This is a genomic window from Blastomonas sp. RAC04, assembly GCF_001713435.1.
In the GTDB taxonomy this organism is placed as follows: domain Bacteria; phylum Pseudomonadota; class Alphaproteobacteria; order Sphingomonadales; family Sphingomonadaceae; genus Blastomonas; species Blastomonas fulva.
In genome coordinates this window covers 2,813,032-2,836,873 of sequence record NZ_CP016460.1, presented here as the reverse complement: position 1 = coordinate 2,836,873, position 23,842 = coordinate 2,813,032, and the positions used below count along the sequence as shown (strand labels likewise).

Here is a 23,842-nt window from a genome sequence, read left to right as displayed (position 1 = left end):
AGCTTACGGCGTGCGCAACCATGCTCCCTTCCGGGATGGCGCCTGAACGGCTATGCACCCCCTCATGCTGCCTTCGCTCCTGATCGTTGACGATTTCCTGGCCGATCCGTTCGCCGCGCGCGCCGCGGCGCTGGCGCTGGACTATGATCCGGCGACGCGGATCGGCAACTATCCCGGAACGCTGTCGGGCGCGCCCTTGCCGATAGCGGGGCTGGAAGAGGCGGTGTCGCGAATCATCGGCGTGCCGCTCAAGCCCCAGCCCGGCACCACCCACGGCCATTGCCGACTGACGCTCAAGGGCGATCGCGGGGTCAGCGGCGTGCACATCGACCCGTGCTTCTATTCCGGCATCCTCTATCTCAGCCGCAACGAGGATGCGCGCGGCGGCACAGATTTCTTTCGCCACAAGCGCACGGGCCTCGAAAAGGTGCCCGCCGATCCGCTGGGGCTGGCGCAGAGCGGCTATGCGGACATCAATGCGCTGGTCGAGGATGTCGTCAACCGCGATACGCTGCTGCCCGCGCGCTGGGAGCGGGTGATGCGGGTGCCGATGCGCTTCAACCGGCTGCTTCTGTTCAGCCCGTGGCTTTTCCACAATTCGGCGGATGGATTCGGCACGGCGCAAGAGACCGGGCGGCTGGTGCACCTGCAGTTTTTCGCGCGCGGCTGACGCGCCGGATCAGTCCTCGGAGCCATCCATCGCACGCGCCTGCGCCTTGCGGCGTTTCAGGTTCGCGCGCAGATTCGCCGCCAGCCGCGCCTTGCGCGCTTCGTCGGCGCGCGGAAGCGGCTGGGCTTTGGACTGGGGTTTGGGCTCGATCGGGGTGTCGGACATGGCCTTGTCGGCTTAACGCGACAGTCTGCGATTTGGCAAGGCTTGCGAGGGTTGACAAAGCTTTGGCGTCTGCGCATAGGCGCAGGCCTTGCGAGCGGGCAGGCATCTGTTCCGCCTCGCAGCCGTCCGCGAAATGGTGTGCTGCTGTAGCTCAGTGGTAGAGCGCATCCTTGGTAAGGCTGAGGTCGGGAGTTCAATCCTCCCCAGCAGCACCATTTCGCAGGCGACGGCTTTTCGCCCCCATCAGCGCTCAGTCCGCCAGCACGTCGCTCCATTCGGGGTGGCGCCGGAACGCCGTGACGACATAGCTGCAGCGCGGCAATATCGTCCAATGGCCGCTGCGGGCCTTGGCGATCAGCGCGTCGACCAGCCGTGCGGCAACACCCTGGCCGCGCATCGCATCGGGTACGAAGGTGTGGTCGGCGATAACCCGCGTCGCGCCCGCGCTGGCACCGGTGTTGGCATATGTGAGTTCTGCCTCGGCACCATCGGCGCGATAGACAAAGCGTCCGCCCGATACGGTGGTTTCATGGGTGATGGCGGTCGCGGCATCGGTGTGTGTCTGTGTCATTCCAGTCTCCGTTTCGCCCCCCGATCAGGTCATCGATATGGGGAAGGGGGCCGCGCGCGGCAAGCATGGCTGCGAGTCGCAGCCTGCCGCAGCCGACGCCATCGAGCACCAAATGTGCGCCCGATCGTGGCATGGTTGCAACTGTGGCACGGATTCATGCGGCCTGGGGGGCACAAACAGCGCAGGAGGGCCTTTATCTATCGGGCAAGTTGGCTTATATGGCGCGCTCAAGAAACCATCAGGAGATTTCGCTATACGTCCGCCAGCCCCCCGTCGCGGCCTTGCCATGCCCCTTAAATCCGGCCCGCGCTTCAATCAGTTTATCCAGTCGCCCCAGGTTCGGGTGATCGATGAAAATGGCGAAAATCTGGGCGTATTGCGTACCGATGATGCGATAGAGCGCGCAGCAGCCGTGGGGCTCGACCTCGTCGAGGTGTCCCCGAACGCAGAGCCGCCGGTCGCCAAGTTCCTGGACGTGGGCAAGTACAAGTACGAGGCCCAGAAAAAGGCCAATGCCGCGCGCAAGAACCAGAAGACGCAGGAGATCAAGGAGATCAAGATGCGTCCGAACATCGATGACCATGACTATATGGTCAAGATGAAGAAGGTTCACTCGTTCATCGACGAGGGCGACAAGGTCAAGATGACGCTGCGGTTCCGTGGCCGCGAACTTTCGCACCAGCAGCTCGGCATGGCACTGCTCCAGCGGGTGCAGGAAGACGTCAAGGAAGTCGCCAAGGTCGAAGCCTATCCGCGCATGGAAGGCCGCCAGATGCTGATGGTGCTGGCACCCAAGTAACCGCGCTCAACCGTCGACAAAGCGCAGCTGGTAGCTGATCGTGGCACTGTCGTTGGCAGGCACGGTCACCTGCCAGACGTGCTTGCCGTCCTTGCGCACCACCTTGGCCGTAGCCTTGCGCAGATCGGCCTCGGCGATCTCTGCCAGATCGATCTCGGCGGTCACAGGCTCGGGGTTGGCGTTGGTCAGCACCAGCTTGCGGTTTTCGCTTCCCTCTGGGCCTGATCCCGCCAGTGTCGTGGTCGCCAGCCGCACCGCGCTACTCGTCCCGATGGTGAACTTCACCTCCTGTCCCACCGCATAATCGCGCATCCGGCCCTGGCCGATCAGCAGGCCGTTGTCCGATGCGCCATCGAACACCGAAATACGCCCCGATGGCAGCGGCAGGCCGAGGCCCGTCGCAGTCTTGTTGTCCATGCGGACCTCGATCTCCAGCGGCTCGGGCGTTTCGTCAGAACCATTCGCATTGCCGCGATAGACCATCCGTGCAGGCACATTCTGTTTGGCGAGCAGCTTGACCTGTTTTTGCCCCTTGGCCGCCACGGTCGAGCGGAAGGGCACGCGGTAGAGCTTCAAGTCGCCCAGCGCTTCGAGCTCGGCCACCGTGACGCGCGATCCGGTCACGATCACCTCCTCCATCGCCTCGGCGCGCACCGCACCGGTGCGCATTGCGGAGGGGGCCATCATCATCGGTGGCGGGGGCGGTGGTGGCGGCGGGATGTCAAAGACGCCCGCAGCTGTGCTGCCGCGCGGCCAGCAGCGGATGTACAACGGCGTTGCCTGCGGCTTGTCGGCGATCGCTTGCATCGGCTGGCGGATGTTGAGCGTGCCCGCGATCACCAGCAGCTCGGAATCGGCAAAGCTCTCGGCATTGCCGTTGGCCAGCGTCAGCCAGGAGAACAGGTCGAGCGACGTGCCGTCGTCGGCCAATTTGACGACATAATCGGCGTTCCAGTCGAACCCGGCGGCAAGGTATGTCAGCGTCACCTCGACCGTTGCCGCTTGAGGCGAAACGGTGTCGACCGACAGCACCGGCGTTGCGAACAGCCCGCCGGGCAGGTTTTCATAGATCACCTTTTCCGGCAGCCCCGAGCATTGCAGCGCCTCGATGCCGCTTTCGGTCTCGACCACCAAGCCACCCGAAGATCCGCTGCGAATCACCGCATCGCGCTCGCTCACTGCGCCGGTCGCAGGATCGGTGCGGCGCAGCGTCACGCGGTTGCCCAAAGTGCCATCGACCAGCGCTCCGGGGGAGAGCAATTTCTTGTCACGGTTCTGCTCGATGATCCCGCCGGGCAGCCCGCGGACCACCGAGGACACCGCGACCATGCCCTCGGCGACACCGGCAAAGCGGATGGTCGCAGGGCCTGCGGGGACGGTGATCCGCCGGGTCTCGGTCACAACCGCGAAGCCGTTGAGGAAATCGAGGTTCATCCCCCCGCCATCGCCGCGCGCAGGGTCGCGGTAGATGGTAATCGCGACCGAATCGGGCCTGGGCGAGATGATCTCGGGGCGGGTTTGGGCTTGGGCGGGGGAGAGGGCCATGCCCATCAACGCCATCAAGACCGCAAGCACAACATTCCGTGTTCCCGAGCCCCTCGGCTGGCTGGCAAGCCAGCCGCTCGGGATAAACTTCCCGGCTTTGCCGGGAAGTCGAGGGACCTTGCGCAACCGGTAGCGTGCGCGTCCCTCGACTTCAGCCAAAGGCTCAAGTTTATCCTGAGCGAAGCCGACAGGCGGCGCCGAAGGGCTCGGGACAAACGGATGAGGGGAGCGCATGATACTACTCGCTAGCCACTCTCAATACCGCGTTTCAAAGGTCGCGGTGACCTCCGCGCTGCCGTTCGCGGGGACCGGCACCGCCCACACCACCGCATTGCTGCTGCGCCGCTCGCTCTTGGCGCTTTCGGTGACGATCCGCGTATCGGTCCAGCCGAAATCGAGCCCCGATTGCATCAGGTCGACGGTGACGGCCCCATCGCGCGCGTTGGTCAGTTCATAGCGCATGCTGGTCTGCCAGCGGGTAGCGGAGAGCCGCTTGCGCTCGATCACCGTGGTCTTGACCTTGACGTCGAACGCCTCGCCGGTCTTGAGCGCCAGCGCGCTGCCCATCGGGGTGTGGTCGATCGCGTTCTCGCCGATGAACTGCGGCGATCCGCGCTGGTCGCGCTGGTAGAAGCGCACCGAGCCTGCGGGCAGGGCATCGCCAAGGCCACCCGATTTGCTCGAGCTGAACTTGACCACGGTATCCGCGCTGCGCGGTTCGCTGATGCTGGCGAGCCAGCCGACGCGATATTCATACGCGCGTGACGCAGGCACGCCTTGAACATCGAGGAAGTTGATCTGCTTGGTCTGCCGGTCGGCAATCGTCGTGCGCCCGACGGGGTAGAGATAGAAATCACCCAGCCGCTCGCGGTCTGCGGTTTCGGTGCCGGCGCTGCGGATATTTCTGCCACGCCCTCCGCCGAAGCCCGATGCGCCCTGCGGGTTGCCTGCGACCAGCAGCGTGTCGGCATTGCGATAGGTGGTGCCCGAACTGTTCGACAGCGTCACCCAGCCCTGCACGTCGATGCTGCCCTTGGCCTCGTCGAACAAGGCGACATAGTCCGCCGACCAGCCCATGCCGCCGGTGAGATAGCGGATCGCTGCATCGCGTACCCCGGCGCGCTGGCTGTCGAGCGTGATCGAGAGCGTCGGGCGCGCGCGCAGATTTTCGGGCACCTTGTCGAAGATCGCCCGCACCGGCAGCCCGTCGTCGCGCAGCACCTCTATTCGGGTGCCGATCTGGACGACCACGCCCTGGTTGACCGAGAGCACCTTGGCGCGCTCGCGCGTCTCCGCGCCGGTCGCCGGGTTGGTGCGCACCAGGGTGATTGTCTCGCCCACCGCCTTTTCCATCAATTTGCCGGGGGTGAGCAGGTCATAGTCGAAATTCTGCTCGACGATGGTCGCGCCGTCGGCGGCAAAGCTCACCGTCTCGGGCTGGATCTGCGCGGAGACATCGGGGAATTCGATCCGGCTGGTGCCGCTGGCGATGTTGAGCTTGCGAATATCCTGCACCAGCGAGGTGCCGCCGTTGTACACGGTGACCGAAACGTTGCCCTGCGCGCTGGGGGCGTCGGGATCGGCGGCGTCCTGGGCCAGCGCCGGAGCGAGCGCGAACAGGCTGGCAGCGCCGAGCCCCATCCAGAAACGTGACGAACGGCGCATATGGACCTCCCCAGACTTGTCTGTTCATGGTGGCTTAGGCGGGGCAAAATGAACAGGGGCTAAATCGCTGGGCAAGCGCCTGCCGCGCCGATAAGAAGGCGGTCATGCTGCGTATCGCCTCTTACAACATCAACGGAATCAAGGCACGCCTGCCGCGTCTGCTCGAGTGGCTGGACGAGACCCGGCCTGCCGTCGCCTGCCTGCAGGAGATCAAGACGCAGGACGAAGGCTTCCCTGCGGCCGAGTTCGAGAAGCTCGGCTATGGCGCGATCTGGCACGGGCAGAAGGGCTTCAACGGCGTTGCGATCCTGGCGCGCGACGCGCAGCCGGTCGAGGTGCAGCGCGGGCTGGAGGGCGAACCCGAGGACGAGCATTCGCGCTATCTGGAGGCCGATGTCCACGGCCTGCGCGTCGCATGCATCTATCTTCCCAACGGCAACCCGCAGCCGGGGCCGAAGTTCGATTACAAATTGCGCTGGATGGATCGCCTGCGCAAACGCGCAGCCCAGATCATAGCCGAAGAGGTGCCCGCGGTGCTGGCGGGCGACTACAACGTCATCCCGCGCGACAACGACACCTATTCGGTGCGCGCGATGGCATCCGATGCGCTGATGCAGCCCGAAAGCCGCGCCGCCTATCGCCGCATTCTCGCCGATGGCTGGACCGACCCGATCGGCACCCTGCGCCCGGCCGGCGGGGTGTGGACCTATTGGGACTACCAGGCCGGCGCCTGGCAGCGCGACCATGGCTTCCGCATCGACCACCTGTTGCTCAGCCCCCAGGCAGCCGACCGGCTGAGCGCGATCGGCGTCGACAAGGACCATCGCGGTCGCGAAAAGGCCAGCGACCACGCGCCGACCTGGGTGGAACTGAAGGCCTGACCCTGCCCCTCACCGCCGCGCCACGCCGATCAGCGCGGTCGAGGGTATTGGAAGCACCGCCCGGTCGCCTGCCATGCGGCGCAGTTCCGAGATGATCATGTCCTTTTGCGCTCGATCCAGATTCGCCCAGTCGGGCGATGGGTCGAACGCGGCATCGAGTTCATCCATCGCCGTCATGTCGAGACCGAAATCGCGGGTCACAAACTCGATCCGCGGATCGCGATAGCCTGCGCCGATCAGTTCGGCGGCAAACCCTTCGGCGGTGTTGAGGATCGTCATCGACTCGGGCATCGGAGCCAGCGGTGTTTCGGGAAACAGGCGCCGGATAAGCTGGCCGAGCAGCAGGAAGGCACCGGCGCCACGGTCCTGCCAGACCGCCACGACGCCGTATCCGCCGGGCCGGGTGACCCGCGCCATCTCGGCCAATCCCTTGCGCCAGTCCGGGAACATGAACACGCCGAAGAACGAGAAGACCGCGTCGAAACTGGCGTCGGGCAGATCGAGTGCCTGGCCATCCATCACCTGCGCCTCGACGTTTGGCACCGCCCTGGCCGCAATCCGGGCGACCATGCCGGGGGAAAAGTCGGTGGCGAGCACCTGGGCACCGCTTCTTGCGGCGGCGAACGCCAGCGCGCCGGTGCCGGCCGCGACATCCAGAACGCGCGACCTCGGGGTCAGCGGCACCTGCGCCAACCCGGCCTCGACATAGCTGGCGGTATAGGGATGCGCCGTGCGTTCATAGCGTTCCGCCGCGCTGTCCCAGTGATCGATCCTGTTGAAGGCCTGCATTGCTGATATCTCCGAATCATGTAACCTGATAGGTATCGTGAAATTCGGTGCTTGCCAAGTCGTTGCGAGCGACCAAGGTGGTTTTCATGCGGAATGACGGTCGCCTCTCCCGGATGTTGCATGTGCTGATCCATCTGGCGCGGCACGATGGTCCGATGACGTCGGAGACGATCGCGCGGATGCTCGATACCAACCCGGTGCTGATCCGGCGCACGATGTCGGGCCTGCGCGAAGCGGGCTATGTCAGATCGGAAAAGGGACATGGCGGCGGCTGGGCGATCGCCACTGATCTGAACGCGGTGACGCTGCTGGACGTCCACCGCGCGGTCGGCGGACCTCGGCTGTTCGCCATCGGGGTCGAGAACGCCAATCCCGGCTGTCAGGTCGCGAGCGTCGTCAACGAGGCGCTGGACAGTGCGCTGCAGGAGGCAGAACAGCTGCTGATCGCGCGGCTCAGCTCCATCAGCCTGGCCGAGCTTGCCCGGACGTTCGACGCGCGTTGCGGCGATCTTGTTCCGCGCTAGCAGCTAGCCGGAACGAGATTTACGCGATCGTCGTGCCTGCGATCCGTTCGATCTCGCGCTTGGGCTCGGCGGTCTGGGCGGTGGGCGGCGGGGCCAGCGATTGCAGCGCGGCGCCAGGTGCCACGGCCTGCAATTGCTTCAGCCTCGCGCGGAAGTTCGCCAGTTCGCTGCCCGAAAGCTGCGCGCGGGTGGTGAAGCGGACCGATCCGGGATCGACCGCGCGGCCGCCGCGATAGAGTTCGTAGTGCAGGTGCGGGCCGGTCGAAAGGCCGGTCGATCCGACATAGCCGATCACCTGGCCGCGGCGCACGCGGGTGCCGCTGCTCACCGCGATCCGGCTCATATGGCCATAGCCGCTGGCGATGTTGCCGCCATGGGCGATGCGCACGAAGTTGCCGTACCCGCCCTTGCGTCCGGCATAGTTCACCACGCCGTCGGCGGTGGCATAGATCGGCGTGCCGCTGCGGGCGCGAAAATCGATGCCGCTGTGCATCCGGCGGAAACCCAGGATCGGGTGGCGGCGATAGCCATAGCCCGATGTGATCGCGCCGTTGACGGGACGGGCGAATTCGCCGCGTTCCTCGCCCACGCCCGAAGCCTCGAACCACTGCATGCCGTTGCCGGCCTTCCAGCGCAGCATCTGCGCGCGCGGCTTGCCGCTGCGTTCGAGACCCGCATAGAGCAGGTCGCCCATCTCGACCTCGCCGGTCGCGGCACGCTTGTAATCGACGATGATGTCGAACTCGTCGGTCGCGCGGATATCGTTGCCGATCGAAAGCTGGGTGCCCAGCGTGCGCAGATAGGCCTGGATCGCGCCCGGAGGCGCGCCTGCCGCGCGCGCCGAACGATAGAGGCTTGAGCCCACCGTGCCGCGAATGCGCAAGGGGGTGGCGTCGACCAGAATGGGCTTGCGCACCAGATCGAGCTCGGATCCTGCCCGCACGATCTCGACGTTCATGTCGAAGCGCGCGCGGAATGCGATGGTCTCGACCGGGCGCGGCTGGTTGCGTGCAAAACGGCGGCCCAAGGTGATGTCGATGCGGGTGCCGTCGCGAATGTCTTCGAGCGGAACCACCGAGGAGACGAGATTGGCGACCGATTGCGCATCGCCGCTGCCCACACCTGCGCGCTGCATCACGCGCATGAAGCTGTCGCCGCGGCCGATGACGGCGGCAAGTTCGATCGTCGGGCGCTCGGGTGCCTGGCGCAAAGCGACCACCGCATCGGTTGCCGCCATCGCGCGTCCGGTATCGCTGCCGAATGCCATCGGCATGATCATCTGGCTGCGCAATTCTTCCAGCGCAACAGGGGCCGGGGCCATCGCCGCCGCGCCCAGCGGATGGATGCCCGGCCACACCGCATAGGCGCCGGTGCACAGCAGGCAGAGCGTTGCCAGTCCGCGAAACCATTCAAGGCTGCCGATGTTCTGGCCCAGATCCGGGGTCCAGTTGGTCTCGTGGATGAAGGTTGCAAGCCGCGACCAGCGCTCACGGATCGAGCAGAGGCCAAGCCCGGGCACGCCCATGGCCGGCGCCGGAAGCGCATCGGCCATCGACAGTCTGGCGGTGGCGGCCCCTGCCCCCAAAAGCTGTTCGCGTTGCTGAAACAAGTCCGACCCTTTTTCGCCATTCCTCCCGTGCTGCACCTTTCAGGCGGGCACGATGGCGATTTTTCCTCGCCCGCAAATCTTGTGGAGAATGCCGGTTAAAGTCAAATTAACCCGCGCGACAAAACCCGTTCGCCGGGACGAGCGGTGCATTAAGCCGGGCCAATGGCGGAACCTGTCCACAGACGATTGCACGGCTTGCCGAATGGGGCTTGCAACTTGGCGAGGCGGCCATGATGTAAGGCGTGGAGGCTGCTCCCATGACCCGATTTTCGTCCCGATCTGCGCAGGGCTCCGTGACTGCCGTGCTGGGACCGACCAATACCGGCAAGACCCATCTTGCCATCGAGCGGATGAGCGCGCACTCCAGCGGCCTGATCGGCTTTCCGCTCCGCCTGCTGGCGCGCGAGGTCTATGACCGGGTGGTCGCGATCAAGGGGCCCAAGGAGGTCGCATTGGTCACCGGGGAAGAGCGCATCGTCCCGCCGGGCGCGCGCTGGTTCCTCTCCACCGCCGAAAGCATGCCGCTGCAGGACGGGCGCGATTTCGCCTTCGTCGCGATCGACGAGGCACAGCTTGGCGCACATCCCGAGCGCGGGCACGTCTTCACCGACCGTATCCTCAACGCGCGTGGCCGCGACGAGACGATGATCCTGGGATCCGAAGCGCTGGCTCCCATGGTGCGCACGCTGGTGCCCGATGCCGAGATCATTACCCGTCCGCGCTTTTCGACCTTGAGTTATGCCGGGATCAAGAAGCTCTCGCGGCTGCCGCCGCGCAGCGCGATCGTCGCGTTCTCCGCCGAAGAGGTCTATGCCGTCGCCGAGATGCTGCGCCGTTTTCGCGGCGGGGCGGCAGTGGTGATGGGCGCCTTGAGCCCCGCGACGCGCAACGCGCAGGTGGCGATGTATCAGGCCGGCGAGGTCGATTATCTCGTCGCCACTGATGCGATCGGCATGGGGCTCAACATGGATGTCGAGCATGTCGCGTTCGCCTCGTTGTACAAATATGACGGCGCGCGGCGGCGGCGGCTGACTCTGCCCGAAATGGCGCAGATCGCCGGGCGCGCCGGGCGGCATCAGCGCGACGGCACCTTCGGATCGGTCGCGGGCCGCGCCGATGCGCAGTTCAGCGACGAAGAGATCGAGCGGATCGAGCAGCACCAGTTCCCGCCGCTCAAATCTTTGTTCTGGCGTGATTCTGCGCCGCGCTTTGACAGCCTGGGGCACCTGATCGCCGATCTGGAACGCTTGCCCTCCAGCCCGGTGCTCAAACCCGCGCCCGAGGCGATCGATCTTGCGGTGCTGCGGCGGCTGGCCGATGATCCCAATGTCGGCGCCAGCGTGCGCGGGACAGCCGCGGTGCGGCGCTTCTGGTCGGTGTGCAGCCTGCCCGATTTCCAGCATCGCGGGGCGGAGCATCACGCCAGTTTCGTCGCCCAGCTCTGGCAGCATCTGGGGCAGGGAAAAGGGCATATCCCGGCGGACTTCATCGCCCGGCGTATCGCCGATCTCGATCAGGTGCAGGGCGATGTCGAGAAATTGGGCGCGCGCATCGCGGCGATCCGCACCTGGGCCTATGTCGCGCAGCGCCGCGACTGGCTTGCCGATCCGGCGGAAATGGCAGGCCGCACCCGTGCGGTAGAGGAGCGCCTGTCCGATGCGCTGCACAAGGCGCTGGCGCAAAGGTTCGTCGACCGGCGCACCGCCGTGCTGCTGCGCGGCCTTGGCGGCGATGCCTCGCTGCTGCCGGTGACGCTGGAAGAGGGCGATGCGATCTGTGTCGATGGCGAGCCGATCGGCAAGTTGAACGGCTTTGCCTTTGTCGTCGACGCACAGGCGCGGCTGGCGGACCGCAAGCTGCTGCTCGCCGCGGCCGACCGGCATCTGCCCGGGCTGCTGGGCAGGCGCGCGCGCGAGTTGATCGGCGATGCGCCCGGCAGCCTGGTCATCGCAGCCGATGACAAGGCGCGCCCCGCATTGCTGTGGCGCGGGCAGCGGATCGGGCAGATCGTGCGCGGTGCCTCGCTCGCCCAGCCGAAGTTCCAGCCCGACCGTGCGCTCGAGGCGCTGCCGCGTGCCGATCACGAGGCGCTGCTGGCACACGTCGCGGCCTGGCTCGAGGCGCAACTGGGAACGCCGCTGGCGCCGGTGCGCGCGCTGGCCCGCGCAGCAGAGGACAAGCGCTGCTCCGGGCCGCTGCGCGCGCTGCTGGTGCAGCTGATCGATGCAGGCGGCGCGATGCCGCGAGTGCAGGCCGATGGGCTGATCAGCGCGCTGGATCCTGCCGCGCGGCAGGTGCTGCAGCGGCTGGGGGTGCGGCTGGGCAGCCTCGACGTGTTCTGCGCCGCGATGATCCGGCCCGATTGCCAGCGGCAGCTTGGCCTGGTGCGCGCGGTGCAGGCGGGCGACCCGCTGCCGCCGCCGGCAGACGCGCAGGTCGCCGCGCTGCGCACGGTGGTCCCGGCAGGCTCGCTGCCGGCAGGTGGTCACCCGGCCTATCGGCTGGTGGGCGATCAGGCGCTGCGCGTCGACATGGCCGAAAAGCTGATCCGCGCCGCGCACGACCGGCGCGGCCAGGCGGCGAGCTTTGTCATCGATCCTGCGCTGGCGATCTCGATGGGGCTGACCGCCGCCAACACCGAGCGGCTGATGCGCGCGGCAGGCTTTCGCCGCGATGGCGCGGCGGCGAACGGGGATGATGCTGCGGCGCTGTGGCGCTGGCGCGGGCTTGGGCGGAAAAAGGCGGTCCAGGCGGCGCCCCCGCCCAGGCCTGACGGACATTTTGCGGCACTGGCACAATGGAAGGTGGCGATTGGCTGAAACGGGTGGATCGGGCTCGGGTGCGGGCGGGCATATGCGGATGGATGTGCTGTTGTGGTATCTGCGGCTGGTGCGCAGCCGGTCCCAGGGCAAGTCGCTCGCCGAACAGGGCGTGATCCGGTCCAATGGCACCCGGGTGGTCAAGGCGCATCACGCGGTGCGCTGCGGCGACATCCTTACCGTCCCCCAGGGTTCGCGCGTGCTCGTGCTGCAGATCGACCATCTGCCCTGGCGTCGTGGCCCTGCCGAAGAGGCGATCGCCTGCTATCGCGAGCCCGAGGACCGGCGCGCCACGGGATAAAGCTAGGCTTTGTCCTCCCGAGGCAGCGCGATATTGACGCCACCTGCCTATCGCAATAGCAAGGCCAGCAGAATCACCATGCCAGACGGGCGAGAGATGCCCGGCAAGCCACTCAGGGGAGCGATCACAGCCGATGACCTATGTAGTCACCGACGCCTGCATCAAGTGCAAATACATGGACTGCGTGGAAGTATGCCCCGTGGACTGCTTCTATGAAGGCGAGAACATGCTGGTGATCAACCCCAGCGAGTGCATCGACTGCGGCGTGTGCGAACCCGAATGTCCGGCCGAAGCGATCCTTCCCGATACCGAGGACGGCCTGGAAAAGTGGCTCGAGCTCAACACCAAGTTCAGCGCCGAATGGCCCAACATCACCGTAAAGCGGGAATCGCCCGCTGACGCCGATGAGTACAAGGGCAAGGACGGCAAGTACGAGGCTTTCTTCTCGCCCGAACCCGGCGAGGGCGACTGAGCACGTAGACACTCGGTCGGCGGGGAGCCTTCGGGCGGCCTGATCGCCTGCAATCGTTCTCACATTCCGTAGCGTCGGGCGCGTCCTCGCGTCCAGCGCCGCTTGTTTTTGGGCCTGCGAGACCCCATTTGGGTCCGGAATGGCCATTACAGGGTGGCTATTTTGTGACGAATCTGTTAAGCAGCGCCCATCAGTGCTGCAGTGCGGCACTGTGTTGGTGTCCCGCTTTCGGCACATATTCGAGGAGATTCCGTTCGGACGGCAGGATCGCAGGTTCGAAAAGGCTCCCGCTTCCCCTGAATTGAGAAAGGTTTTTGAATGGCCGCCAAAGCGCTGTCTTTTGATGTAGGCGATTATGTGGTGTATCCCAAGCACGGTGTCGGCCGTGTTGTGGAGCTTCAGAAGGAAGAAATTGCCGGCATGCAGCTCGAGCTGTACGTGCTGCGCTTCGAAAAGGAACGCATGACCCTTCGCGTTCCGGTCAACAAGGTTGAAAGCATCGGCATGCGCAAGCTGTCGTCTGACAAGACGCTGCGCGAGGCGATGGAAACGCTGAAAAGCAAGCCCAAGGTCAAGCGCACCATGTGGTCGCGCCGTGCCCAGGAATATGAAGCGAAGATCAATTCGGGCGACCTCGTGTCGATTGCCGAAGTGACCCGCGACCTGTTCCGCCCGGACGACCAGCCCGAGCAGAGCTATTCCGAGCGCCAGATCTTCGAAGCGGCCTCCAGCCGCCTCGCACGCGAACTGGCCGCGATGGAAAAGACCGACGAGCCTGCCGCTCTGAAGAAGATCCTCGAGATCCTCAACGAGGCAGCGCCGCAATATTACGAAGTCGCCGAATAAGGCGGTTTCGCACCGGCTTGATCGGCTGGTGACCGGTTTTCGAAATATGCAGGCTGCGTGCGGCCTGCATATTTCGTTTCGGCTGCCGCGCTTCCACCTTTCCCTTTGCGCAACGTAACCCGAGCGGCTAATCCGCTTGCCGTGACCCAGGCTGCCATCTCGATCGACAATCTGCGCAAGGTGTACAAAGGCGCAGGCAAGGCCCCCGACAAGCTGGCGCTGGACGGTGTGAGCTTCGATGTCCCGCGCGGCCAGATCTTCGGCCTGCTGGGCCCCAACGGCGCGGGCAAGTCCACCCTTATCAACATCCTGTCGGGCATGGTCCGCAAGACCTCGGGCTCTGCCAGCATCTGGGGCTTCGACATCGACGCCAATCCGCGCAACGCCAAGGCGTCGATCGGCATTGTGCCGCAGGAAATCGTGTTCGATCCGTTTTTCACCCCTGCTGAAGCGCTCGAGCTTCAGGCCGGGCTGTTCGGCGTGCCCAAGGCGCACCGGCGTACGGCAGAGCTGCTGCGCGCGGTGCGGCTCGAGGACAAGGCCGATGCCTATGCGCGCACGCTCTCGGGCGGGATGAAGCGGCGGCTGCTGGTGGCCAAGGCGATGGTGCATTCGCCGCCGATCCTGGTGCTCGACGAGCCAACCGCAGGCGTCGACATCGATCTGCGCCAGCAACTGTGGGACTATGTGCGCGAATTGAACCGCGCAGGCGTCACCATCGTGCTCACCACGCATTACCTCGAAGAGGCCGAGGAGCTGTGCGACCGGATCGCGATCATCAACCACGGCAGGCTGATCGCCAACAAGCCCACCGCCGAAATGGTCGGCATGGCGCGCGACAAGCTCATCGTGCTGACGCTTGACCAGGATATCGCCGCGCTTCCCGCAGACCCGGCGTTCGACAAGGTCAGCAAGCTCACCGACCGGATGGTCGAGATCGGCTACAGCAAGGACAGGCTTAACGCGGGGCAGGTGATGAGCCGGGTGCGCGAGGCAGGCTATGGCATCGTCGACGTCTCGACCCGCGAGCCCGATCTCGAGGACGTGTTCCTCAACCTCACCAAGGCGGTGGCGTGAAACGGATTGCGGCGATCGCAATGGGTGCTGCGCTTCTCTCCGGCTGCGCCGAGCGACAGATGGCGGGTCCGGCGGTTCTGGATGGCCTACTTGCTTTTGAAGACCCTGCCATGTGCCGGCCCCGGCCGGAAACGGCGCGATTTCTTCAAGCCATGGTGGTGGTCGATCCTCAAGCCGTTATCGACCCCGACAAGCATTTGCGGCCGGGCCAAATAGATGCGCCATCCTCGCTGGCTGGTCATTTTGGACGGATCGAAATGACACGGCACGATGGCTGGACGGCGTTCAGCGTTCGCGTATCCGGCACGATGCTCGGGCTGCCGCTCCACGCCATTCATCAGACATTTCCAGAAGGCGGCGATCCGGGCGACCTCAGTTTCGAATTTGCCGTTCCGCCGCCCGCCGCATTGTCCGCGCTGCGAAGGGGCGGCTTCCCGGTCGAAATCAACCAGGATGTATCGCTTGGTCCTCCGGACGGGTATGAATTGTTCGTCAATCTGCAGGCCAGCCCTGACGCCCCGGATCGCTCCCTCCTCACATGTGGTTATCGCTGATGCAACATGACGTCCTGATCATCGGCTCGGGCGCGGCGGGACTGACCGCTGCCTTGAGCCTCGCGCGGCATTGCCGGGTGCTGGTGCTGGCCAAGGGCGACATTTCGGGTGGATCGACCGCCTGGGCGCAGGGCGGCATCGCCGCGGTGCTCGAAGAGGGCGATTCGTTCGACAACCATATCGACGACACGATGGTCGCAGGCGCAGGGCTCAACAGCCGCGAGACGGTCGAATTCGTGGTCGAGAATGCACCTGCCGCTATCCAGCACCTCGTCGACCTGGGCGTGCCGTTCAACCGCAACGGCGGCGGCGGCGACCATGCCGATGACCTGCATCTCACCCGCGAGGGCGGGCACAGCCACCGGCGGATCGTGCATGTCGATGACGCCACCGGCTGGGCGGTGCAGCAGGCGCTCGAACGCGCGGCGCTGGCCAACCCCAACATCACGCTGATGCCCGACATGGTCGCGATCGACCTGATCGCCGACCGGCACTGCGCCAGCCCTACCGGCGACAAGCGCATCTGGGGCTGTTATGCGCTCAACCGCGCGACCGGCCATGTCGAGGCGCTGACCGCGCGCGCCACCTTGCTGGCGAGCGGCGGGGCAGGGCGGACGTACCTGTTTTCGACCGCCCCCAGGGGCGCCACCGGCGATGGCATCGCCATGGCCTGGCGCGCAGGCGCGCGCGTCTCCAACATGGAATTCATGCAGTTCCACCCGACCTGCCTGTACAATCTCGAGGTCAAGAACTTCCTGATCACCGAGGCGGTGCGCGGAGAGGGTGGGCATCTGCTGATCCCAGAGACTGGCTATCGCTTCATGGGCGATTTCGACCCCAGGCTGGAGCTTGCCCCGCGCGATGTCGTCGCGCGCGCGATCGACCACGAGATCAAGCGGCTGGGGCTCGACTACGTCCATCTCGATATCAGCCACCAGCCTGCCGACTTCGTGAAGGGGCATTTCCCGACGATCTACGAAAAGCTGTTGGGGCTTGGTATCGACATCACCCGCGATCCGATCCCGGTGGTGCCCGCGCAGCATTACACCTGTGGCGGAGTGCTGATCGACCTTCAGGGCCGCACCGATCTGCCCGGGCTCTATGCGGCGGGCGAGGTCAGCCAGTCGGGGCTGCACGGCGCCAACCGGCTTGCATCCAACAGCCTGCTCGAATGCTTCGTCTTCGGTGATGCTGCCGCCACCGACATCATCGAGCACTGGGACGAGCTGGGCCCGCCGCCTGCGATCTTGCCCTGGGATGAAAGCCGGGTGACTGATTCGGACGAGGAGGTCGTCGTCCAGCACAACTGGCGCGAGATCCGCCGCTTCATGTGGGACTATGTCGGCATCGTGCGCACCACCAAAAGGCTGGAACGCGCGCGCCACCGCATCGAGCTGCTGCGCAGCGAGGTCGAGGAATATTACGGCAACTTCCGGGTCACCCCCGACCTGGTCGAGTTGCGCAACCTGATCGAGGTCGCCGACCTGATCGTCCGCTGCGCGCTCGAGCGCAAGGAGAGCCGGGGACTCCACTTCAACAGCGATTTTCCGGACACCCTGCCGGTGGCGGTCGACACCGTGCTGGTGCCCTGACACCCTCCCCTCCCACAAGCGGGAGGGGCGATAACCAGGCCATTCACCGCGCCCAGCGACTCATTCACCGCAAAACGTGCCTGTGCGCGGGAACCTGCGGCTAGATCGCTTCACGGGCGGTACATCGGGGGTGTGCAAGCCTGACGCCAACACGAATTCCGATCAGAAAGCCGCCGCATGTTTGCCCGCACGCTGTCCCTGTTCCTCGCTACAGTCGCGCTTGCTGCTTGCGTCTCCACGCCACGGCAGGTCGCGCAGCCGCGTCCGGCGCCTGCGCCCGCGCGCGTCCAGCCGGTGCCGCCGCCGCTCGCGCCGCGCGCCACCAACGTCGTGCCGCAGGGCTTGCGCGACGAGCTGGCGCAGTTGTGGCGCAGCTTCCCGGGCAAGACAGGGATTGCGGTGCGGCGGATCGATGGCGACTGGGTGGTCGGCCACCGCGGCGGCGAGCTGTTTCCGCAGCAGAGCGTCTCGAAGCTGTGGGTGACCATGGCGGTGCTCGAAAAGGTCGATCGCGGCGAGCTTTCGCTCGATACTGAGGTGACGATCACCCCGGAAGACCTCACCCTGTTCCACCAGCCGCTGGCAGCTCGCGTGGCGCGCGAAGGCACCGTGCGCGAGAGCGTGCGCACGCTGATCAACGAAGCGCTGACCGCAAGCGATAACAGCGCGAACGATGCGCTGCTGCGCACCGCGGGCGGGCCCGGCGTGGTCAACGATTTCCTGCGCCGCAAGGGCCTGTCGAGCATCCGCTTCGGCCCCGGCGAGCGACTGCTGCAGAGCGGGATCGCGGGCGTCGAATGGCGGCAGAGCCTTTCGGCCGGACGCGCCTTCCAGGCCGCGCGCGAACGCGTGCCGCTCAACCGGCGCCGCAACCTGTTGTCCGCCTATGTCGCCGATCCGATCGATGGCGCGAGCCCGGAAGGCATCGTCGATGCGCTGGCCCGGCTGGCGCGTGGCGAATTGCTCTCGCAGAACTCGACCCGTCTGATGCTCGACACGCTTGGCCGCACCCGCAGCGGGCCCAATCGGCTGAAAGCGGGCGTTCCTGCGGGCTGGCAGTTCCTGCACAAGACCGGGACGGGGCAGGATCTGCCGCCGGTTTCCACCGGATACAACGACGTCGGCATCATGACCGCGCCCGACGGAACCCGCTATGCCGTAGCGGTCATGCTGGGGGAAACCACTGCAGGCATCCCTGCGCGGATGCAGCTCATGCAGGCGGTGAGCCGCGCAGTGGGGCGCTGGCACCAACGCTGATCGTGATGGGGCAGACGGCCTCTACCGCTTCTTGAAACAATATGTTATCTGAACGGCGGGAGACATTTGTTTCGTTCGCCGAAGCCGACCTCATGCGATTTGGGAATCGCTAGGGACCGGACCGGCAGGAGAGCTGCGAACTCATGCCTTCTATTCCCGTTTTCCGCCTGTTCAGGCCCGTCCGCTGACGGCTCTGGTTCCCGTGGCCGCCCCCGCCATTCCTCCGCGCAGCAACCCGTTGACCGACTCGGCCAGCTGGAATGCCATGCGCAATGCCTGTGTCGCAGATCCGGGCGCCTTCCATGGCGATCAGGCGCGATCGGCGATCTGCTGGTACCTGCCCGAGCTTGGCGCCTGGGGGTATTTCGACCGCGAGGCCAACGCGTGGACAGGCTGGGATGCCGCGACCGGCGCGGCGCGCAGCCTCGACCTCGGCCAGGATTACATGCCCTGGGCGCGCGGCCTCAACGCCGATGATGCGCCCAACTGGCGCTGGTTCGAAGGCGCGTTCACCAACAGCGGGTTCAACGAGGTCGACCGGCATGTGCTCGCAGGCCATGGTGCCGAGACTGCCCTGATCTTCGAGGGCGATCGCTGGAACATGTCGAGCGACAACGGTCGCGGCGGCCCGGTCGATTGCTACCCGGTCAGCCGCAAGCTGCTGATGCTGGAAAGCGCCAAGTGTTCGCTGGCGCTGGCCGCGCTGGGCCTCAAGGCGGGTGACCGCATCGCGCTCAACATGCCGAGCATCCCCGCGCAGATCTACTGGACCGAGGGCGCCAAGCGCGCCGGGATCATCTACACGCCGGTGTTCGGCGGGTTCAGCGACAAGACATTGTCCGACCGCATCGCCGACGCCGGTGCCCGCATAGTGATCACCGCCGATGGCAGCTATCGCAACGCGCAGATGGTGCCGTTCAAGACGAGCTATACCGACCCGGCACTCGACAATTTCATCGGTGTCGGCACCGCGATGCAGCTGCTCGCAGCCGCGCTGGATGATCCCGCTTCAGGAGCCGATACGGCTGCGCGCGAGCGGATCACCGATGCGGTGACCGAGCTGCTCGATGGCGAGGTGACCGTCGAGCGTTCCGATGTCATGCGCGGCGTGGGCCGTGCGCTCGATGATCTGGCGCAGGGCTCGGGCATGTCGGCTGCGCAGGCCGCGAACCTGCGGATGGCGATTGCTTCGGCGCTGGTGGATTCGCCGCCGCGTGTCGATGCGGTGGTGGTGGTGCGCCACACTGCGCAGCCCGATCTGGTGTGGAACGCAGGCCGCGATCACTGGAGCCATGATCTCACCACCCAGGCGAGCGGGGAGATCCTCGATGCCGCGCGCGCGCTTGGGATCGAAGTTGCCGACGAGGCCGCGCTGCTGGCGCTGGATGACGCGGATTTCGTTCGCGCGATCTGGGCTGCATCGCGGCCTCTGCCGGTCGATTCGGAATACCCCAATTTCATCATTTATACCTCGGGATCGACCGGAAAGCCCAAGGGCGTGGTGCATGTGCACGGCGGCTATTGCGCGGGTGTTGCCGCGACGATGCCGGTGGCGTTCGATGCGTCGCCTGGCGATGTCATGTTCGTCGTGGCCGATCCGGGCTGGATCACCGGCCAAAGCTATCTCATCGCAGGATCGCTGCTGTGCCGCGTGACCACGATCATCACCGAAGGGTCGCCGGTGTTCCCGCATGCGGGGCGCTTCGCCTCGATCATCGAGCGGTACAAGGTGCAGATCTTCAAGGCCGGCGTCACCTTCCTCAAGAGCGTGATGCAGGATCCCGAAAACCTCAAGGACATCCAGAATTACGACATGTCCTCGCTCAAGGTCGCGACCTTCTGCGCGGAACCCACCTCGCCCTCGGTGCAGGCGTTCGCGATGGAGCATGTCACCCCATGGTACATCAACAGCTATTGGGCGACCGAGCATGGCGGCATCGCCTGGACGCATTTCTACGGCAACACTGACTTCCCGCTGCGCGCCGACGCGCACACCTATCCGCTGCCGTGGATCGTCGGCGATGTGTGGGTCGAGGACGCGGACGCGCCCGAGGCCGATTTCGGGCTGGTTCGCGAAGGCAGCGGCGGCGTGCCATGGCGTCGCGCCAAGAACGGCGAGAAGGGCGAGATCGTCATCGCGCTACCGTACCCGTATCTCACTCGCACCATCTGGGGCGATACCGACAGGTTCACGCTGGAATCGACGTCGGGCGGTGTCCGGGTCAATCCCGATTGGCGGGGTGATTCGGGTCGCTATTCGAGCACCTATTGGGAGCGCTGGCGCGGCACCTGGGCCTATACCCAGGGCGATTTTGCGATCCGCCACGAGGACGGATCGTTTTCGCTGCATGGCAGATCGGACGATGTCATCAACGTCTCGGGCCACCGCATCGGCACCGAGGAAATCGAAGGCGCGATCCTGCGCGACAAGACGCTCGATCCCAATTCGCCAGTGGGCAATGTGCTCGTCGTCGGCGCGCCGCACCGCGAGAAGGGCGCGACGCCGATCGCGTTCGTCACCGCTGTTGCGGGCCGCAGGCTGACCCAGGACGACCGCCGCCGCCTGACCGATCTGGTCCGCACCGAAAAGGGCGCGGTTGCGGTGCCGTCGGATTTCCTCGAGGTCTCGGAATTTCCCGAAACCCGCTCGGGCAAGTACATGCGCCGGATGGTGCGCGCGATCGTCGAGGGAGGCGAGATCGGCGACACCTCGACGCTGCGCAACCCGGATAGCATCGACGTGCTGCAAACCGCGGTCGCCACCTGGCGGCGTAAACAGCAATTGTCGGAGGAACAGGCGCTGTTCGAGCGCTACCGCTATTTCCTGATCCAGTACAACCAGCTGGGAGACGGCAAGCGGGTCGCGACGGTCACCGTCACCAATGCCCCGGTCAACGCGCTCAACGAACGCGCGATCGACGAACTGGTGATCGTGGTCGAGCATCTCGCGCGCAAGGATGATGTGATCGCGGTGGTGTTTACCGGCCAGGGCACCGCCTCGTTCGTCGCGGGCGCGGATATCCGCCAGATGCTCGAGGAGGTGAACACCGTCGAGGAAGCCGGCGTACTGCCCAATAATGCGCAGCTCGCGTTTTCCAGGATCGAGATGATGGGCAAGCCGTGCATCGCGGCGATCCAGGGCGTGGCTTTGGGCGGCGGGATGGAGTTCGCGCTCGCCTGTCATTACCGCATTGCCGAGCCCGTCGCGCGCTTCGGTCAGCCCGAGATCAACCTCAGGTTGCTCCCCGGCTATGGCGGCACGCAGCGTCTGCCGCGGCTGCTCGCCGAACGCCGCGCGGGCGAGGGCCTGCGCGATGCGCTCGATCTGATCCTCGGCGGGCGGGCGATCAGTGCCGAAGAGGCGCTCGAGATGGGCGCGATCGAACAGGTGGCGGATGCCTCGAACGATGTGTTGTCGCTCGCGCATGGCATGGTGCGCGAATTTGCGCGGCACGGGCCCGAAAGCCCGCTGGGCAAGGCGTTTGCCGACCGCAAGGCGATGACCAAGCGCTGGGCCAACCCCGCGCATATCGATCTCGATGCCGTGCTCGAGGACCCGTTCCTACAGCGCATCCTCAAGCAGCTCGAATGGGCCGGACGCGGCGAAGCGGGGCGCCGTGCGCTCGACGCGGTGCGTACCGGCTGGACGCAGGGCATGGCCGCAGGCCTCAAGCGCGAGGGCGAGCATTTCGCCGAGGCGATCATCGATCCCGATGGCGGCAAGACCGGCATCCGCCAGTTCATGGACAAGCAGAGCCCGCCTTTGCCCGTGCGCCGCAACGGGGTGTGGATCGACAGCGAGCATGAGGCGAACAAGGCCGAGATGATCGCATCGGGGCAATTGCTGCCCGTCGGTGCGCCGTTCTATCCGGGCGTTACCGCGATCCCGCACAAGCAGCTCGCCTTCGGCATCAGTCGCGACCCCGATACCGGGAGCCCACGCTTCGGGCCTCCGGCGTCCCATGAGCGCGAGCATATCGTGGCGGTCGTGGCGCCCGAGCCCAACGAGGCGCTGGTCTACATGCTGACCAGCGAGGTCAACTTCAACGACATCTGGGCGCTCACCGGTATCCCGGTCTCGCCCTTCGACAGTCATGACGAAGACGTCCAGATCACCGGATCGGGCGGGCTGGCGCTGGTCGCCGCATTGGGCAGCGAGGTCAAAAGCGAGGGCCGCTTGCGCGTCGGCGACATGGTCGTCGTCTATTCGGGCACCTCGGACCTCTTGTCACCGCAGGCGGGCGACGATCCGATGTTCGCAGGCTTCGCGATCCAGGGCTACGAGACCAAGACCGGCAGCCACGCGCAGTTCCTCAACGTCCAGGGGCCGCAGCTTCACCGCGTACCGCCCGATCTGACGCTGGAACAGGCGGGGTCCTATGTGCTCAACCTGGGCACGATCACCCGCTGCCTGTTCACCACACTACAGATCGTGCCCGGCAAGACGATCTTCGTCGAAGGGTCGGCCACCGGCACCGGGCTCGATGCGCTCAAGAGCAGCATCAAGTCGGGGCTCAAGGCAACCGGGCTTGTCTCGAGCGAGGACCGCGCGGACTTCGTCAAGGAACAGGGTGCGGTCGGCGCGCTCAACCGCAAGGACCCGCGTTTTGCCGCATTGTTCACCGCGGTCCCCGACGATCCCGATGCCGCGCGCGCATGGGAGGCGGACGGATCGGTGCTGCTCGACGAATACCGGGCTATCAACGATGGATCGCTCGCCGATTTCGTGGTCAGCCACGCAGGCGAGACCGCCTTCCCGCGCAGCTTCCAGCTGCTCGAGGAGAACGGCACATTGGCGTTCTACGGCGCATCGTCGGGCTATCACTTCGCCTTCATGGGCAAGACCGGCAGCGCCTCGCCCTCGGACATGCTGGCCCGTGCACAATTGCGCGGCGGCGAATCGGTGCTGCTGTATTACGGCCCCGGCAGCCGCGATCTGGCCGATCCCCTGGGGCTCGAGATGATCGAGGCGGCGCGATTGTACAAGGCGCGCACCGTGATCGTCACCACCACCGATGGCCAGCGGGAGTTCCTGCAGTCTTTGGGGCTCGAGGAATCGGTCGAGGGCATCATCAGCCTCGAAGGGCTGAAGCGCCGCGACAGCGAATTCCTCTGGCCCGACAGCCTGCCACGCCTGCCCGATGCCCGCACGGATATCGAACGGTTCAAGGAAGGTGTGCGCAGCTATCAGCAGCATACGATGAAGCCGTTCGGCACCGCGGTCGGGCGCATCCTGAGTTCGCCCGGGAACCCGCGCGGGGTGCCCGATCTGGTGATCGAGCGTGCCGGGCAGGATTCGTTGGGGGTCTCGACCTCGCTGGTCAAGCCGTTCGGCGGGCGCGTGGTCTATGCCGAGGAGATGGCGGGCCGCCGCTACACCTTCTACGCGCCGCAGGTGTGGACGCGGCAGCGCCGGATCATCATGCCCACCGCCAGCATCTTCGGCACCCATCTGTGCAACGCGCACGAGGTGACGATGATGAACAACATGATCGCAGGCGGGCTGCTCAGTGTCACCGAACCACAGGTGGTCGACTGGGACGGGCTGCCGGAGGCGCATCAGGCGATGTGGGACAACCGCCACACCGGCGCGACCTATGTGGTCAACCACGCGCTGCCCGCGATGGGCCTGCGCAGCCGCGATGAGCTGCTCGAATACTGGGCCGCGTCTCAGGACATTTTGGGCGACATCTGAAAGACATAAGC

19 protein-coding genes and 1 tRNA gene are annotated in these 23,842 nt (G+C 65.7%); 14 read left to right on the top strand and 6 right to left on the bottom strand.

Annotation, left to right across the window (positions count from 1 at the left end; all coding sequences use genetic code 11):
* Positions 1-64 precede the first annotated feature (64 nt).
* Positions 65-670 carry a DUF6445 family protein gene (locus BSY18_RS14235; RefSeq protein ID WP_069050952.1) on the top strand — a complete coding sequence of 202 codons (606 nt, stop codon included), beginning with the start codon at positions 65-67 and terminating at the stop codon, positions 668-670.
* Between the two features lie 9 nt (positions 671-679).
* Here BSY18_RS14235 and BSY18_RS21285 read toward each other — a convergent pair whose 3' ends face one another.
* On the bottom strand, positions 680-835 hold the full coding sequence (locus BSY18_RS21285) for a hypothetical protein (protein WP_171900241.1): 156 nt from the start codon (positions 833-835) through the stop codon (positions 680-682).
* A gap of 140 nt (positions 836-975) precedes the next feature.
* Here BSY18_RS21285 and BSY18_RS14230 point away from each other — a divergent pair.
* Positions 976-1,050, top strand: a tRNA-Thr gene (locus BSY18_RS14230).
* A 35-nt stretch (positions 1,051-1,085) separates the two neighbouring features.
* Here the strand turns inward: BSY18_RS14230 and BSY18_RS14225 are convergent.
* The gene (locus BSY18_RS14225) at positions 1,086-1,406 is read right to left on the bottom strand and encodes a GNAT family N-acetyltransferase (protein ID WP_069050951.1); all 321 of its coding nucleotides are present in this window, start codon (positions 1,404-1,406) and stop codon (positions 1,086-1,088) included.
* Between the two features lie 286 nt (positions 1,407-1,692).
* Here BSY18_RS14225 and infC point away from each other — a divergent pair, with 286 nt between their 5' ends.
* Positions 1,693-2,205: a translation initiation factor IF-3 gene (infC, locus tag BSY18_RS14220; protein WP_054135732.1), complete on the top strand. Its 513-nt coding sequence runs from the start codon at positions 1,693-1,695 to the stop codon at positions 2,203-2,205.
* Positions 2,206-2,211: 6 nt separating this feature from the next.
* On the opposite strand, the gene BSY18_RS14215 is transcribed toward infC, so the two are convergent.
* Positions 2,212-3,750: a DUF4139 domain-containing protein gene (locus BSY18_RS14215; protein ID WP_150126295.1), complete on the bottom strand. Its 1,539-nt coding sequence runs from the start codon at positions 3,748-3,750 to the stop codon at positions 2,212-2,214.
* A gap of 255 nt (positions 3,751-4,005) precedes the next feature.
* Positions 4,006-5,415: a DUF4139 domain-containing protein gene (locus BSY18_RS14210; protein ID WP_083231468.1), complete on the bottom strand. Its 1,410-nt coding sequence runs from the start codon at positions 5,413-5,415 to the stop codon at positions 4,006-4,008.
* 107 nt (positions 5,416-5,522) lie between these two features.
* On the opposite strand from BSY18_RS14210, the gene xth reads away from it, so the two are divergent.
* Positions 5,523-6,296 carry an exodeoxyribonuclease III gene (gene xth / locus BSY18_RS14205; protein WP_069051924.1) on the top strand — a complete coding sequence of 258 codons (774 nt, stop codon included), beginning with the start codon at positions 5,523-5,525 and terminating at the stop codon, positions 6,294-6,296.
* Positions 6,297-6,305: 9 nt separating this feature from the next.
* Here xth and BSY18_RS14200 read toward each other — a convergent pair whose 3' ends face one another.
* Entirely contained in the window at positions 6,306-7,085 is a 780-nt protein-coding gene (locus BSY18_RS14200; protein ID WP_069050949.1) for a class I SAM-dependent methyltransferase, read from the bottom strand.
* Positions 7,086-7,171: 86 nt separating this feature from the next.
* On the opposite strand from BSY18_RS14200, the gene BSY18_RS14195 reads away from it, so the two are divergent.
* Positions 7,172-7,609 (top strand): Rrf2 family transcriptional regulator, encoded by a 438-nt coding sequence (locus tag BSY18_RS14195; RefSeq protein WP_054135818.1) that lies wholly within the window; start codon positions 7,172-7,174, stop codon positions 7,607-7,609.
* Between the two features lie 19 nt (positions 7,610-7,628).
* Here BSY18_RS14195 and BSY18_RS14190 read toward each other — a convergent pair whose 3' ends face one another.
* Positions 7,629-9,218, bottom strand: coding sequence for a M23 family metallopeptidase (locus tag BSY18_RS14190; RefSeq protein WP_083231467.1), 1,590 nt, complete (start codon positions 9,216-9,218; stop codon positions 7,629-7,631).
* 257 nt (positions 9,219-9,475) lie between these two features.
* Between BSY18_RS14190 and BSY18_RS14185 the strand changes: the two genes are divergently transcribed.
* The 9 genes from BSY18_RS14185 to BSY18_RS14145 all read left to right on the top strand — a co-directional run bounded on the left by BSY18_RS14185 (position 9,476) and on the right by BSY18_RS14145 (position 23,831).
* Positions 9,476-12,037, top strand: a complete 2,562-nt coding sequence (locus BSY18_RS14185) for a helicase-related protein (protein WP_069050947.1) — start codon at positions 9,476-9,478, stop codon at positions 12,035-12,037.
* A complete protein-coding gene (locus BSY18_RS14180) occupies positions 12,030-12,338 on the top strand; it encodes an RNA-binding S4 domain-containing protein (RefSeq protein ID WP_083231466.1) in 309 nt (102 codons plus the stop codon). The genes BSY18_RS14185 and BSY18_RS14180 overlap by 8 nt, the downstream gene beginning before the upstream one ends.
* 133 nt (positions 12,339-12,471) lie before the next feature.
* Positions 12,472-12,810 carry a ferredoxin FdxA gene (gene fdxA / locus BSY18_RS14175; RefSeq protein WP_054135726.1) on the top strand — a complete coding sequence of 113 codons (339 nt, stop codon included), beginning with the start codon at positions 12,472-12,474 and terminating at the stop codon, positions 12,808-12,810.
* A 318-nt stretch (positions 12,811-13,128) separates the two neighbouring features.
* Positions 13,129-13,656, top strand: a complete 528-nt coding sequence (locus BSY18_RS14170; protein ID WP_054135725.1) for a CarD family transcriptional regulator — start codon at positions 13,129-13,131, stop codon at positions 13,654-13,656.
* A 141-nt stretch (positions 13,657-13,797) separates the two neighbouring features.
* A complete protein-coding gene (locus BSY18_RS14165) occupies positions 13,798-14,733 on the top strand; it encodes an ABC transporter ATP-binding protein (RefSeq protein WP_069050945.1) in 936 nt (311 codons plus the stop codon).
* Entirely contained in the window at positions 14,730-15,287 is a 558-nt protein-coding gene (locus BSY18_RS14160; RefSeq protein WP_150126294.1) for a hypothetical protein, read from the top strand. Before BSY18_RS14165 ends, BSY18_RS14160 begins: the two co-directional genes overlap by 4 nt.
* Entirely contained in the window at positions 15,287-16,879 is a 1,593-nt protein-coding gene (gene nadB / locus BSY18_RS14155) for an L-aspartate oxidase (protein ID WP_069050943.1), read from the top strand. The genes BSY18_RS14160 and nadB overlap by 1 nt, the downstream gene beginning before the upstream one ends.
* Before the next feature lie 177 nt (positions 16,880-17,056).
* Positions 17,057-18,136 carry a serine hydrolase gene (locus tag BSY18_RS14150; protein WP_069050942.1) on the top strand — a complete coding sequence of 360 codons (1,080 nt, stop codon included), beginning with the start codon at positions 17,057-17,059 and terminating at the stop codon, positions 18,134-18,136.
* A gap of 238 nt (positions 18,137-18,374) precedes the next feature.
* On the top strand, positions 18,375-23,831 hold the full coding sequence (locus tag BSY18_RS14145; protein ID WP_269466021.1) for an AMP-binding protein: 5,457 nt from the start codon (positions 18,375-18,377) through the stop codon (positions 23,829-23,831).
* The last annotated feature ends 11 nt before the right edge of the window (positions 23,832-23,842 follow it).

Bases quoted from the DNA above. Each gene is read 5' to 3' on its own strand.
- BSY18_RS14235 (WP_069050952.1), top strand. From the start codon at position 65: ATGCTGCCTTCGCTCCTGATCGTTGACGATTTCCTGGCCGATCCGTTC.
- BSY18_RS21285 (WP_171900241.1), bottom strand. From the start codon at position 835: ATGTCCGACACCCCGATCGAGCCCAAACCCCAGTCCAAAGCCCAGCCG.
- BSY18_RS14225 (WP_069050951.1), bottom strand. From the start codon at position 1,406: ATGACACAGACACACACCGATGCCGCGACCGCCATCACCCATGAAACC.
- infC (WP_054135732.1), top strand. From the start codon at position 1,693: ATGCCCCTTAAATCCGGCCCGCGCTTCAATCAGTTTATCCAGTCGCCC.
- BSY18_RS14215 (WP_150126295.1), bottom strand. From the start codon at position 3,750: ATGGCCCTCTCCCCCGCCCAAGCCCAAACCCGCCCCGAGATCATCTCG.
- BSY18_RS14210 (WP_083231468.1), bottom strand. From the start codon at position 5,415: ATGCGCCGTTCGTCACGTTTCTGGATGGGGCTCGGCGCTGCCAGCCTG.
- BSY18_RS14200 (WP_069050949.1), bottom strand. From the start codon at position 7,085: ATGCAGGCCTTCAACAGGATCGATCACTGGGACAGCGCGGCGGAACGC.
- BSY18_RS14195 (WP_054135818.1), top strand. From the start codon at position 7,172: ATGCGGAATGACGGTCGCCTCTCCCGGATGTTGCATGTGCTGATCCAT.
- BSY18_RS14185 (WP_069050947.1), top strand. From the start codon at position 9,476: ATGACCCGATTTTCGTCCCGATCTGCGCAGGGCTCCGTGACTGCCGTG.
- fdxA (WP_054135726.1), top strand. From the start codon at position 12,472: ATGACCTATGTAGTCACCGACGCCTGCATCAAGTGCAAATACATGGAC.
- BSY18_RS14170 (WP_054135725.1), top strand. From the start codon at position 13,129: ATGGCCGCCAAAGCGCTGTCTTTTGATGTAGGCGATTATGTGGTGTAT.
- nadB (WP_069050943.1), top strand. From the start codon at position 15,287: ATGCAACATGACGTCCTGATCATCGGCTCGGGCGCGGCGGGACTGACC.
- BSY18_RS14150 (WP_069050942.1), top strand. From the start codon at position 17,057: ATGTTTGCCCGCACGCTGTCCCTGTTCCTCGCTACAGTCGCGCTTGCT.